The organism is Morganella sp. GD04133 (genome assembly GCF_029835375.1).
Lineage (GTDB): Bacteria > Pseudomonadota > Gammaproteobacteria > Enterobacterales > Enterobacteriaceae > Morganella > Morganella morganii_B.
In genome coordinates this window covers 1-13,292 of the sequence record NZ_JAODZS010000032.1, presented here as the reverse complement: position 1 = coordinate 13,292, position 13,292 = coordinate 1, and the positions used below count along the sequence as shown (strand labels likewise).

Annotated in this window: 11 protein-coding genes; 10 read left to right on the top strand and 1 reads right to left on the bottom strand. The window is 49.0% G+C overall.

Annotated elements, in window-relative coordinates:
- The first annotated feature begins 33 nt into the window (after positions 1-33).
- The 7 genes from N7387_RS15625 to N7387_RS15595 all read left to right on the top strand — a co-directional run bounded on the left by N7387_RS15625 (position 34) and on the right by N7387_RS15595 (position 7,103).
- Positions 34-939, top strand: a complete 906-nt coding sequence (locus N7387_RS15625; RefSeq protein ID WP_279800168.1) for an AEC family transporter — start codon at positions 34-36, stop codon at positions 937-939.
- A gap of 18 nt (positions 940-957) precedes the next feature.
- Positions 958-1,419: an NUDIX domain-containing protein gene (locus N7387_RS15620; RefSeq protein ID WP_279800166.1), complete on the top strand. Its 462-nt coding sequence runs from the start codon at positions 958-960 to the stop codon at positions 1,417-1,419.
- Between the two features lie 117 nt (positions 1,420-1,536).
- Entirely contained in the window at positions 1,537-2,784 is a 1,248-nt protein-coding gene (locus N7387_RS15615; protein WP_279800164.1) for an adenosylhomocysteinase, read from the top strand.
- A 121-nt stretch (positions 2,785-2,905) separates the two neighbouring features.
- The gene (locus N7387_RS15610; protein WP_279800162.1) at positions 2,906-3,562 is read left to right on the top strand and encodes a Crp/Fnr family transcriptional regulator; all 657 of its coding nucleotides are present in this window, start codon (positions 2,906-2,908) and stop codon (positions 3,560-3,562) included.
- Positions 3,563-3,631: 69 nt separating this feature from the next.
- Positions 3,632-4,657: an aminotransferase class I/II-fold pyridoxal phosphate-dependent enzyme gene (locus N7387_RS15605; protein ID WP_279800161.1), complete on the top strand. Its 1,026-nt coding sequence runs from the start codon at positions 3,632-3,634 to the stop codon at positions 4,655-4,657.
- 524 nt (positions 4,658-5,181) lie between these two features.
- Entirely contained in the window at positions 5,182-5,976 is a 795-nt protein-coding gene (locus tag N7387_RS15600; RefSeq protein ID WP_262882572.1) for an HEXXH motif-containing putative peptide modification protein, read from the top strand.
- Positions 5,976-7,103, top strand: coding sequence for an MFS transporter (locus N7387_RS15595; RefSeq protein WP_279800158.1), 1,128 nt, complete (start codon positions 5,976-5,978; stop codon positions 7,101-7,103). The genes N7387_RS15600 and N7387_RS15595 overlap by 1 nt, the downstream gene beginning before the upstream one ends.
- Positions 7,104-7,140: 37 nt before the next feature.
- On the opposite strand, the gene N7387_RS15590 is transcribed toward N7387_RS15595, so the two are convergent.
- Complete coding sequence (locus N7387_RS15590) at positions 7,141-8,025, bottom strand: DMT family transporter (protein WP_279800157.1); 885 nt, start codon at positions 8,023-8,025, stop codon at positions 7,141-7,143.
- Positions 8,026-8,112: 87 nt separating this feature from the next.
- On the opposite strand from N7387_RS15590, the gene N7387_RS15585 reads away from it, so the two are divergent.
- From N7387_RS15585 to N7387_RS15575, 3 genes are all read left to right on the top strand, one after another.
- Positions 8,113-9,450 carry a PLP-dependent aminotransferase family protein gene (locus N7387_RS15585; protein ID WP_279800221.1) on the top strand — a complete coding sequence of 446 codons (1,338 nt, stop codon included), beginning with the start codon at positions 8,113-8,115 and terminating at the stop codon, positions 9,448-9,450.
- Positions 9,451-10,024: 574 nt separating this feature from the next.
- Entirely contained in the window at positions 10,025-12,721 is a 2,697-nt protein-coding gene (gene mgtA / locus N7387_RS15580; protein WP_279800155.1) for a magnesium-translocating P-type ATPase, read from the top strand.
- An 82-nt stretch (positions 12,722-12,803) separates the two neighbouring features.
- Positions 12,804-13,286 (top strand): GNAT family protein, encoded by a 483-nt coding sequence (locus tag N7387_RS15575; RefSeq protein ID WP_279800154.1) that lies wholly within the window; start codon positions 12,804-12,806, stop codon positions 13,284-13,286.
- Positions 13,287-13,292: the final 6 nt, after the last annotated feature.

Genomic DNA, 13,292 nt, shown 5'->3' with positions numbered 1-13,292 from the left:
TGCGGGAATACTTTTCCTGCCGGATTTCCGCTGATGTTCGCAATTCTGATGACATTATGGCCGCTGTTTGCGCTGATTCTGCTCGGCTGCATTCTGAAGCGGCGGCCGGTTTTCGATGCCGGATTCTGGAACGGTGCGGAAAAGCTGAATTACTATATCTTATTTCCGGCGCTGCTGGTCAACAGCCTCGCCGTTGCTCCGCTGGATAACCCGCAACTGCCGAAACTGGCTGCGGCACTGGTGATTATGCTCGGGCTGGCCACCGCCGCATTTGCGGTGGTAAAGCGTCTGCGCGGAATACCAACGGCAGAATTCGGCGTACTGCTGCAGGGGGCGATCCGCTTTAATACCTATCTCGGGTTATCCATCGTCAATGATTTTTATGGCCCGTCCGGTGTGGCAGTGGCTGCGGTGATCCTCGCGGTACTGGTTCCGCTGTGTAATATCATTTCCGTGGTTGCGTTATCTGAATTTCAGCAGTTATCGCTGCGCCGCCTGTTGCTGCCTATCCTGACAAACCCGCTGATTATCTCCTGTATTATCGGGATGTTTCTGAATGTCACCGGTACGGGGCTGCCGTATAACACCGACCAGTTTGCCGGGCTGCTGACCGGTGCCAGTCTGCCGCTGGGGCTGCTGTGTGTCGGGGCGGCATTACAAGTGGCGACCATCCGCTATTCCGCACTGAAAATCAGCCTTAACAGCCTTGTCCGCCTGTGTGTTATGCCATTACTGGCGATTGCGGTAGCGACTGTGATGGGGTTAACACAACTGGAATATCAACTGTTTGTGATCTTTTTTGCCATTCCGACCGCGCCGACCGCCTATATTTTATCGCGTCAGCTTGGCGGTGACAGCCAGCTGATGGCCGGGATTATCACGTTTCAGACCATGGTGGCGATACTGACTCTGCCGGTAGTTCTGACGATGATCACCTGAATAACCTGAGAAAAAATAATGACATCTGTTATCAAACATTTTACTGCCTCCGGCCTGATCAGTGACAGCCAGGGGCGTTTTCTGCTCCATCGCCATCCGAAGCTCGGCATCTGGCTGCCGCCCGGCGGGCATATTGAAGAAAATGAAGAACCGCAGGATGCCGTACTGCGTGAAATTCACGAAGAAACCGGGCTGGAATGCCGGATTATCAGCTGGGATACGCAGGCGCAACAATTTATCACACCACTGCCGGAGGCTGGTGTGTTGCCATTGCCGATGGCGATCCTGAAAGAATTTATCCCGGACAAGAAAACCGGCGATCACTGGCATATTGATATGGTGTACTGGTGTCATCCAATAGATGAAACCGCCGTACCACATCCTGACTTTCAGTGGATGACGCCGGAGGCGATCCTGAAAACGGACAATGTTCCGCAAGATGTTTGTGGCCTGATTGCTATGGTGCAGGCACGCCGCTGAACAAAGCTTTCACCCGGCTGTCTTTTTTTTCTGATTCAGGGCAAATGCCCTGGAGACCTCCGCAACCTCCGGTTACTGTGGCTCATCCCGTGATAAAAGACGTATGCAGGAGTTGCCATGGTTACCAGTATTTATAAAGATCTCTCATCTGCACCACAGGGTGAGCAAAAAATCGCCTGGGTTCGTGCCCATATGCCGCTGCTGCGCGCACTGGAACAGCGTTTCACACAAGAACAGCCGTTTGCCGGAAAACGCATTGCGCTCTCTATTCACCTGGAAGCCAAAACCGCCTATCTGGCACGGGTTCTGGCCGCAGGCGGGGCGGAAGTGTCCGTCACCGGCAGCAACCCGATGTCCACCAAAGACGATATTGTAGCGGCACTGGTTGTCAGCGGCATCCATACATTTGCCATTCACGGCGCGGATGCGGAAGCCTACCGCAACTTTGTAAAACAGACGCTGGCCTGTGAACCGCACATTGTTATTGATGACGGCGGGGATCTGGTGCATGAACTGCACAGTTTGTATCCGGAATATGCAAAACATACTATTGGTGCCTGTGAAGAGACCACCACCGGTGTTCTGCGCGCAGTTGCCCGTGAAAAAAGCGGCGCACTGAATTTTCCTGTTTTATCAATTAACGGCGCGCAATCCAAACATCTGTTTGATAACCGCTACGGCACCGGACAATCCACCTTTGACGGCATTATGCGTACCACCAACCTGGTTATTGCCGGGAAAACCGTGGTCGTCGCCGGTTACGGCTGGTGCGGCAAAGGCTGTGCCATGCGGGCGAAAGGATTGGGTGCGGAAGTGATTGTCACGGAAGTGGATCCGATAAAAGCCCTGGAAGCGAAAATGGACGGCTTTGCGGTCATGACCATGTCTGCTGCAGCACCGCTGGGTGATATCTTTATCACCGCCACCGGTTGCTGTGACGTGCTGACATCCGGACATTTCAGTCTGATGAAAGAGGGTGCCATTATCAGTAATACCGGGCATTTTGAGGATGAAATCAATCTGACCGATCTTCAGCAGCTAAGTGACAACGTCACAATTGCCCGTGAGAATATCGAAGGTTATACCCTGAAAAATGGCCGCACGCTTTATCTGCTGGGCCGTGGTGCACTGGTTAATATTGCCTGTGCGGACGGGCATCCGGCAGAAATTATGGACATGAGTTTTGCCCTCCAGGCACTCAGCGCCGAGTATCTGCTCAGCCATGATCTGGAAGCGAAAGTCTATGATGTCAGTGATGAAATTGACCGTGACGTGGCGGCACTGAAATTACAGGATATGGGCGTTTCACTTGATAATCTGACCACGAAACAGCAGCAGTATCTGAACGGCTACGAGCTGAATTAATCTGACAGACGGGCTGCCGATAATCCGCAGCCCGTCAAAACAGGCATTTGCCGGTTCAAACCTGTTGTTAACCATGCTAACGTTTACCTACTGATTATCCCGTCCTGACAGATACCGCCACATGCAAAATACAACCCCGTTTCGTGAATTATGGCTGAAATTCAGCGAAGAAGAGCTGCTGCCGGAGGCAGACGGCCTGCTCCGTGATGCGCCGGATGTTGTCAGAAACAGTGTAACCACACTGCATATTTATAACGGACAGAATCTGATTTGCCAGGGCGACCCGGCTCAGGCGGTCTATATCATTCTGGACGGCGAGTTTATTGTTAATAAGCAGGCGGAGAATGGTAAACAGGTCGGACTGACATTCTGTTACCGGGGTGAATTCCTCGGAGAGATGGAGGCGATTTGCCGGCAGTCATACCGTTATGATGTGATTGCGCTGTCAGACTGCTGTGTACTGCGGATGCCGGCGGCAACATTTCTGTCCTGGCTGTCACAGGATCACCGCCTGTCTCTGCTGCTTAACCGCCAGCTGGCAAAACGCTGCCTTATCAACGGTGAACAGCGGCTGATGAATGCGGTTGATTCCATCGAAAACAATCTGCTCTATATGCTGACACAAATCAGCGGCCATCAGATCCATCTTCCCCGCGACATGCTGGCCAGCATTCTCGGTACTTCCCGGCGTCATACCGATAAAGTTCTGCTGCGCCTGAAAACACAGGGAAAAATTACGCTCAGTGAAGGTGTGATCGGGCTGGTAAAACCGGACTGAACTGCGGTTCGTACCATTGTGCGCCGGTAAGTATCAGCATAGTATTACTGCACACTATCGGAGGAGCATATGTACCGTTTTCAGAATGACTATAATGAAGTTGCACATCCGGCTGTTTTAAAAGCCATTACTGACACAGCAGGCCACCGCCACGACGGTTACGGCACGGATACGTTATGCGGTGATGCCGCAGCGCTGATTAAACAGCGGATTGGTCAGCCGCAGGCTGATATCCACTTCTTTAACGGCGGTACTATCACCAACCTGACGGCGATTTCCCATTTCTTACGTCCGCACCAGGCGGTGATCTCCGTCAGTACCGGTCATATTGCCACCCATGAAACCGGGGCAATTGAAGCGACCGGACACAAAGTCATCACCGTATTTTCCCCGGATGGCAAACTGACACCCGATCATCTTAAACCGGTCATTGCCGAACATAATGATGAGCACTGGGTACAACCGAAACTGGTCTATATCACCAATTCCACTGAGATCGGCACGGTTTACCGCAAGGCAGAATTACAGGCACTGCGCCGTTTCTGTGATGAGCACGGGTTATGGCTCTATCTTGACGGTGCCCGTCTGGCATCCGGATTAATGTCCGCACAAAGTGATCTGACAATTGAAGATATCGCGGCACTGACAGATGCATTCTATATCGGCGGTACCAAAATCGGTGCGATCGCGGCGGAAGCTCTGGTGATCAATAATCCGGCGCTGAAAGATGATTTCCGGTTCAGCATCAAACAGAAGGGCGCACTTCAGGCAAAAGGCTGGCTGCTGGGTGCGCAGTTCCTGGCGTTGTTTACCGGCGATCTCTATTTCTCATTAGGCAAACATCTCAACAGCATGGCCGGACAACTGGCGGCGTTCTTTACGGAGCAGGGTTTTACCTTCCTGGCACCGCCGGAATCCAACCAGGTCTTTGTTATTCTGCCTTCCGCACTGGCGGAAAAACTGAAAAAGCGGTTTGTTTTCCATGAAACCCTGTTGCAGGAACCGGAAAAATCCTGTCTGCGTCTGTGCACCTCGTGGGCAACCACACAGCATGATATCGATGATTTTAAACAAACATTTTTGTCATTGATCTGAATAGCGGGATAATTTCGGTATTGATAGAACCACGCGGTGAAGACACCGCGTGGTTTTTTATAGTCTAATATTATGGCAATTATTTATTTGATTATTATTTCTGCTTATTTTCGTGATATTGATTCAGAAAAATAACACAGGCTAAAAAAAGTGTTTTTTTATCGCTATTTTTATTTTAGGGTTTAAATGCAATCTGAGTGTACAGTACATCCATTCCTGTAACCTGTTATTAATAAGGAAATGAAATAATGAAAAAATTAGATAAAAGCAAACTACTGAAAATAAAATCACCATTATCAGGATGGTCGTTCAGTAAATAATAAACCCGTTAACTAATTGATAAACCATGTCTGTCAATCCGGACATGGTTTATCTGTCTGCCCGGAAGCTGTTATATGATAAATCTGACTTTTCCTGATTATAAACATCAGCAAGCTTATCAGTATTTCTCTGGAGAAATCTATGAATCACTTAATTATTTATTATCTTATTATTGCTTGCCAGAAATAAACACCGGGGTTCCGTTGTCGTGGCAAAATTGTGCCATTCATTATATTGCCGGAAAATATGCGGAAGATGATGAACATGCAGATGCGGTCACTTACCTCAATCAGCTGATGCGAAAGAGAACGCCGTTACCACTGACAATTTCGCCGCTGACATCCGCCGATCATTCTCCTGCAAAACAAATGATTCTTAAAATTATCCGCGACGATAAACAACTTGGTTTCGGCTATTGTGATGATCCGGTACTGGCAGCAGCGGAAACGGAGAAAATAACACAGGCGTTATCCGTTATTCGTCGCTGTGCGCCGGAAACCGGCAATGAAATTGACCGGTTTATCCATCAGATATACCTGACTCAGGAAACGGCAGACGGCTCTCGCTTTATGCGTTCCGGTACTAACTTCTATATGTGGGGAATGATGTTTGCCTATGTGCATCCATCGCATTCGGTCGCGTATTATATTGATATTCTGGCGCATGAATGCGGTCATACTGCACTGAATATCCTCAATGCCGGTGATCCGCTGGTACTTAACCCGGCGGATGAGGTCTTTGCTGCGCCACTGCGTGATGATGACCGGCCGATGATCGGTATTTTTCATGCCTTATTTGTGTTATCCCGCATCTGCTATGTATTTTCTGAAATTATCCGTAACAGCAACGATATACCGGATCCGGAATATTATGACCGGCTGAGCAGTAATCTGGAAAAACTCCGTAATACTGCGGATATTGTCAGGCAGCATGCCATACTGACAGAAACCGGGAGTGATATTTTCACAACCATCTGCCGGCGCTGGAATCTCCGCTGATGCAGATTTACCGGGCTGTTTTTGAGCAGAAAAGCAGGGCGATTAATATCTGCTTTTTCTTTAATGCACTGGGCTCCGGGTTACTGATGCCGCTGGCATTACTCTATTTTGCCGGGAAAACACTCAGTGAAAAAGAAATCCTGTATCTCGGCACGATTAAATTCTGGTCATTCTCATTGGCCTATTTTTTTATTATTCCGCTGATAAGCCGGTTTAACAGCAAAAAAACTCTTGTTTTTTCACTGTTGCTTAAATTGCTGTCACTGTCATTTTTGTTTATCGGACAAACATTTTACCTGTGTACTATGGTGATGCTGGCAAACGGTCTTGCCACCTCCGTATTTTCTGTGGCAGCAAAATACTATATTAAAGCCACCTCAGAAAATATCAGCGAAAGCTTTTCAGTGCGAATGACACTGAATAATACCGGCGCGGCGGTTGCACCGGTGCTGATTACGCTGTGTGTCTTTTTTTCACTGCCTTTTCCATATGCATTATTTATTCTGACCGGGATTTTCATGGCGGGTATTCTCTTTTCAGTAAAACTGCGTTCTTGCCCCGGTAAAGCAGAAAACCGCTTTTATTACCTGCATTTTTCTGATCTTACCGGCAGAGATACCATGCTGATCTCTGTAGTCAGCATTATTTTTGCCATGCTGTATTACAGTTTTGAGGTGATTGTACCGCTGGAATTGATCCGGGCCGGGGATGACTATCTGATAGGTCCGGTTTTGTTGTTTAACACATTGATGATTATTGTCGGCCAACTTCCTGTATACCGTTACTTCACTGAAAAATGGGGCATTATTACCGCACTGATGATTACGACAGGGCTATGTATTCTTCTTTTTGTTCCGTGGTTCTCCGGTATTGCAGAACTTCCCGGTCTGTTACTGATTGTACTGGGCGTCACACTGCTGGAAATGTTTTACGGGGCGGGCACCGACACACTGATCACATCGGCGGATTCGCCCCGTAAAATTGCCGTACTCGACGGCATTTCAGGTATTTCTCTGGCAATTGGTGCGGCAATGACAGCGGCAGTTTACAGTGATTCGATACTGTTTTTACCGCTGGTTATTGCGCTGTATCTGGTTGTCGCCGGTATAATTGTATCGCGAAAATAATCAGCCCGGAAAATACCGGGCACAACACTATTTTCTCTCACCGGGAAAACCGTTTTGAACCGGCAACACAAGCGATCACACCACAGGTTGATGCTATCATCACTGAACTGACAGTTTCATCCAGTAACCACGCAGAAAGCACCAGCCCAAAAAACGGTTGTAACAGCTGTAACTGACTGACGCCGGTAATACCGCCTTCTGCCAGTCCCCGGTACCAGAAGAAAAACCCGATCAACATACTGAACAAGGAAACGTAAATCAGCCCGCCCCAGGCTTGTACCGGTATTCCGCTGAATGTCACCGGCAGAAAAACAATGCTCAGAATCAGCATCAGCGGCAAAGAAAGAACCAGCGCCCAGCAGATCACCTGCCAACTGCCGAGAGGCCCGGAAAGGCGGGCACCTTCCGCATAACCCAATCCGCACAGCAACACGGCTGCAACCATATACAAATCACCGGTCAGTGTGCTTTCACCGCCCTGAAACAATGCAAATCCCATCACGAACAGGCTGCCGAAGACAGAAAAAAACCAGAACGCGGGACGCGGACGTTCATTGCTGCGCAGCACTCCAAACAGTGCTGTCGCCAGTGGTAATAACCCCAGATACACAATCGAGTGTGCCGAACTGACATGCTGAAGAGCCAGGGCTGTCAGTAACGGAAACCCGGCGACGACTCCCGCCGCAACAATAATCAGCGACAGCAGGTACTTCGCGGCAGGCAAACGCTGGCGCAGAATAACCAGAATGAGCAGAGCGGCAATACCGGCAATCGCCGCGCGGGCGGTTGTCAGAAAATCCGGAGAAAACCCGGTAATACCTGCTTTGGTGGCGGGCAGGGAGCCACTGAAAATCAGCACGCCGATAAACCCGCTGATCCAGCCGCGTGTTGAGCGGGAAACCGTTGTCATTGCATTATCCATCCTATACCCCGTTAATGACGTCTTGTTATCACGGAGAGTAATGCGGATAATAATGACAATCAAAAAATTGTCATGGATACATTCGGTATGGCAACACCGCGTTATAAACAATACGTCGATACCCTTGCTGCCCGTATCCGCAGCGGTGAGCTGGCAGCCGGAACACAACTGCCAACTCATCGTGCTTTTGCTGCACAGGAAGGGTTATCATTAGTGACAGCGTCACGGGTATATCAAGAGCTGATCAAACAGGGGCTTGTCAGTGGTGAAACCGGGCGGGGAACATTTGTCAGGGATATCAGCTTATTACCGGTTACTGGTATTGAATGTGATGTCACTCCGGCAATGTATGACCTTAACTTTATCTACCCGGAAGTCACGGAACAGACCACATTACTACGCGGCACCCTGCGCCGGTTATCCATGAGCGGCGATCTGGAAAGTCTGCTGCATTATCTGCCTCACGCCGGGCGGCATCAGGAGAGGGTTATTGTTGCTGATCACCTGAAGTTGCGCGGATTTTCTGCCGTTGACCCGGACACGGTCGTCATGGTCAGTGGTGCCCAGCACGGGCTGGCCTCTGTTGTTCTGAGTATGTTCAGTCCCGGTGATGTGATTGCAGCGGATGCACTGACGTATCCCGGCTTTAAAGCACTGGCACAAACCTGTCATATCGAATTGATTCCGGTACCGGTTACCCCGGAAGGCCCGGATTTGGCGGCGTTGGCACAATTGTGCTGTCAGCGGAAAATCCGCGGCTATTTCACCATGCCGACACTGCATAATCCGCTCGGCTGGGTAATGGATCTGACATCCCGCAGGAAGCTGATAAGCCTTGCCCGGGAAAACCGTTTTTTTCTGATAGAAGACGGCTCCTACGCTTTTCTGCAGAAACCGGCACCGGCGCCGCTGGCAGAACTGGCACCGGATATCACATTTTATGTCACCGGATTTTCCAAGAACATCGCCACCGGCCTGCGGATCGGGTTGGTGGTTGCGCCTCCGGGATATGTTGCTGAGCTGGAAAAAATCATCCGCATCACCACCTGGAACACGCCGGCACTGATGACCGGTATTGTCCGTGAATGGCTGGAGCAGGGCGAAGTCGAAAAACTGGAGCGGAAAAAGCGCCGTGATGCCAAAGCCCGGCAAAAAATTGTCAGCCGGATTTTTGCTGATTTACCTCACATTGCACATCCGGCCGGGTATTTTTTGTGGATCCCGTTACCGGAAAATGTGCGCTGTGATGCGGTTATCAGCCGCCTGAGAGCAGCCAATATTGTCGTCAGCCCGGCGGAATCTTATGCCGTGACCCGCGATATCCCGCAAGCTATCCGTGTGGCTGTCAGCACACTGCCATACGATGATCTGGGATCCGCACTGATGACAGTCAGAGACACCATTTTATATCTGATGGATTTATAATTTTACTTTGTGATTTTACCGGAATATACTCCATGTGTTTATTTCTTGCGGAGAACACATCATTGGACAGTCATAGATTATTTATCAAAATATATTGAACCTGCCGGTAAGACTGTTTTCCTTTGACTGCCGGCAGTAATACTGCGGCAGTACCTCTCTTCGTAAATGGTACTTCCTTATTTAATTTCACTTATCTTTTACAGGATAAGCCCGAAAGGACGGATTTATCATGAATCTCTATATGCTGGCGTTACCCCCTCCTAACTGATTGTTTTTTCGGTTAATTCAATTTAAATTGCCGTGCTTGCACACCGTATCCTGTTATTCCGTTTATTCAGAACGGAAGAGGCATGGCTTTTTATTAAAAAATCCACAGTACGTATTCATTTATGAATAAGCGTACAGGCTACCTTTTGCTGATAAGGAATATATGGACATACCACCCGGGCCCGGAAATATACCACTTCCCGGACTGTCCGTTATCATGACAGTTATTTAAATTAACTGTTAAATCAGGCAGTCCGGTGAAAAATAAATGACTCAGTTTATCTGAGGAAATAAAAGGAATCGTACCATGACTGTCAACGTTAACCGCACCGTCACACCGGCTGTGCGCGATAATAATACTTTCCCTGCGGCGGTCTATGCCGCAAAAACACCAGACGAAACATTAGCAGAATTACATTCTGATATGCTGGGGCTGGATGAAATTGATGCCCTTGACCGCCTGATAGAACATCAGGAAAACGTAGTGGCACATGACAAAGCACTGTCCGCATTTATTCAGTTTATTTCCGCGTTTCATAATCCGTTTATTTATGTGCTGCTGGCGCTCGCTGTTATCAGCTTTATGACGGACTACCTGATCCCCCTGCAACAAGGCGAAGAGACGGACCTCACCGGTGTACTGATCATCGGAACGATGGTTTTTCTGAGTGTGGTACTGCGCTTCTGGCAGGAATACCGGACCAACAAAGCGGCAGAAGCCCTGAAGTCGCTGGTAAAAACCACTGCCACCGTACTCCGGCGTAAAAAAGGACGATCTGTCCGGACTGAGCTGCCGGTGAAATGCCTGGTTCCGGGAGATATTGTGGTTTTGAGTGCCGGAGATATGATACCGGCGGACTTGCGGCTGCTTCGTTCCCGCGATCTTTTTATCAGCCAGGCCATTCTGACCGGAGAATCAGTTCCGGTGGAAAAATATGATACTCAGGGCGATATCCATCAGAAAGACGCCGCAACGATAACGGAAAATGGTCAGTCACTGACGGAATCGGGCAATATCTGCCTGATGGGCACCAATGTGGCCAGCGGCACCGCACTGGGTGTTGTGGTGGCAACCGGTGACAAAACTTACTTTGGCTCACTGGCGAAATCTATCGTCGGCACACGCTCACAGACGTCATTCGATCGCGGGGTGAATAGTGTCAGTATCCTGCTGATCCGCTTTATGTTAGTGATGGTGCCGGTTGTCCTGCTGATTAACGGGTTTACCAAAGGTGACTGGTTTGATGCCACACTCTTTGCGCTTGCTGTTGCTGTCGGATTAACCCCGGAAATGCTGCCGATGATTGTCAGTTCGAACCTGGCAAAAGGTGCAATTGCAATGTCACGGCGAAAAGTTATCGTTAAACGGCTGAATGCAATACAAAACTTTGGTGCAATGGATATCCTGTGTACAGATAAAACAGGGACGCTGACACAGGATAATATTATCCTCGAGCATCATCTCGATACCGGGGGTAATACCGATGAAGCCATATTGGGACTGGCGTGGCTGAACAGTTTTCACCAGAGCGGCACACGTAACCTGATGGATCAGGCGATCATCCGTTTCGGGCGCGGCAAAGCCGAAACAGAGTCTCTGCACAATTATCAGAAAATTGACGAACTGCCGTTTGATTTTGTCCGCAGACGTCTGTCTGTGTCAGTAAGAAAACCGGATGGTACCGCCTTGCTTATCTGTAAAGGCGCGGCGGAAGAGATGCTGTCGTGCTGTTCTCTGATCCGGACCGGCAATCATATTTCTCCTGCGGATGATGTGAAAAAACAGGCCATTATGGCGCTGGTCAATCATTATAATGAGACAGGATTCAGAGTGCTGCTGCTCGCCGAACGGGTTCTGGACAGTAAAGAGCAGGGGCTGCCGCTCTCTGCCGACAGTGAACAGAATATGATTTTATGCGGAATTCTGACCTTCCTTGACCCGCCGAAAGACAGTGCGGCAAAAGCCATCAAAGCACTGAAACATAATGGGGTAACGGTAAAAGTACTGACCGGGGACAATGCGGTTGTCACAGCAAAAATCTGTCGTGAAGTCGGGCTGGATGCTTCAATGAGTATCAGTGGTGACCAACTGACGCTCCTCAGTGATGAAGAGCTGAAACAGGTGGCACAAACACACACTATTTTCTGCAAACTGACACCGCTGCAAAAATCAGCCCTGGTCAGGATTTTACAATCTGCCGGTCATACTGTTGGTTTCCTCGGGGATGGCATTAATGATGCACCGGCATTGCGGGATGCAGATGTGGGGATTTCCGTGGACAGCGGAACGGATATCGCCAAAGAATCTGCGGATATTATCCTGCTGGAAAAAGATTTGATGGTTCTGGAGGAGGGCGTCATTAAAGGGCGCGAGACATTCGGCAATATCATTAAATACCTGAATATGACCGCCAGTTCTAACTTTGGTAATGTATTTTCTGTTCTTATCGCCAGTGCCTTTATTCCGTTCCTGCCGATGCTGGCTATTCAGTTACTGATTCAGAATCTGCTTTATGATATGTCTCAGCTGGCGCTGCCGTGGGATAAAATGGATAAAGAATTTCTGCGCAAACCCCGTAAATGGGATGCAGGCAATATCCGGCGCTTTATGATTTGGATTGGCCCGACATCGTCTGTATTTGATATCACCACCTTTGCATTATTATGGTTTGTTTTCGGGGCAAACAGTCCGGACAGCCAGGTTTTATTCCATTCCGGCTGGTTTGTTGAAGGATTATTATCACAAACACTGGTCGTGCATATGCTGAGAACACAACGGATCCCGTTTATTCAGAGCACAGCAACATTGCCGGTATTATTGGTGACCGGGATTGTTATGGCCATCGGGATCTGGCTGCCGTTTTCACCCATCGGAAGTTATATCGGGCTTGAGCCGTTACCGTGGGAATATTTCCCGTGGCTTGCGGCTACACTGGTCAGTTATTGCGGCCTGGCGCAAATCATGAAGGGCATTTATATCCGCCGTTTCGGAATGTGGCTGTAAGCTAAGATGTGTTGTACCTGTTATTCAGCTGATTTTTTCTGAATAACAGGTACAATCAGAGCGTCAAAATAAAAGGAATACTATGCACTTAGAATTTAAACGGCTCACTCAGATAAAACCGGCCGATATCACGGCACTGAATAATCACCCGAACGTTTTACAGCAAATGCCGCTGGGCAGCCCGGATTTTGATGATGAAAAAAGCCGCAACTGGGCAAAAGAAAAAGACGCTCAGTGGGATATTAACGGATATGGCCCTTGGGCATTTGTGATCGACGATGTATTTGCAGGCTGGGGAGGGCTTCAGAAAGAAGGTGATGATGCTGACCTGGCGCTGGTACTTCATCCTGATTTCTGGGGAACGGGAAAGGTCATCTGTGATAAAATTATCCGCCACGCGTTTGATGAAATGCACTTAACCAGTATCACCATTTTATTACCGTTATCCCGAAACGTTTCGCGGTTTATAACACGTTACGGATTTCAGCCGGATGGTTCTGTTAACTACGATGGTGTGGATTTCCGGCGATTCCGGTTATTTTCAGATCATACAGGCGGATATTGAGATAAA

Coding starts and splice junctions, on each gene's coding strand:
- N7387_RS15625 (WP_279800168.1), top strand. CDS start 34: ATGTTCGCAATTCTGATGACATTATGGCCGCTGTTTGCGCTGATTCTG.
- N7387_RS15620 (WP_279800166.1), top strand. CDS start 958: ATGACATCTGTTATCAAACATTTTACTGCCTCCGGCCTGATCAGTGAC.
- N7387_RS15615 (WP_279800164.1), top strand. CDS start 1,537: ATGGTTACCAGTATTTATAAAGATCTCTCATCTGCACCACAGGGTGAG.
- N7387_RS15610 (WP_279800162.1), top strand. CDS start 2,906: ATGCAAAATACAACCCCGTTTCGTGAATTATGGCTGAAATTCAGCGAA.
- N7387_RS15605 (WP_279800161.1), top strand. CDS start 3,632: ATGTACCGTTTTCAGAATGACTATAATGAAGTTGCACATCCGGCTGTT.
- N7387_RS15595 (WP_279800158.1), top strand. CDS start 5,976: ATGCAGATTTACCGGGCTGTTTTTGAGCAGAAAAGCAGGGCGATTAAT.
- N7387_RS15590 (WP_279800157.1), bottom strand. CDS start 8,025: ATGGATAATGCAATGACAACGGTTTCCCGCTCAACACGCGGCTGGATC.
- N7387_RS15585 (WP_279800221.1), top strand. CDS start 8,113: ATGGCAACACCGCGTTATAAACAATACGTCGATACCCTTGCTGCCCGT.
- mgtA (WP_279800155.1), top strand. CDS start 10,025: ATGACTGTCAACGTTAACCGCACCGTCACACCGGCTGTGCGCGATAAT.
- N7387_RS15575 (WP_279800154.1), top strand. CDS start 12,804: ATGCACTTAGAATTTAAACGGCTCACTCAGATAAAACCGGCCGATATC.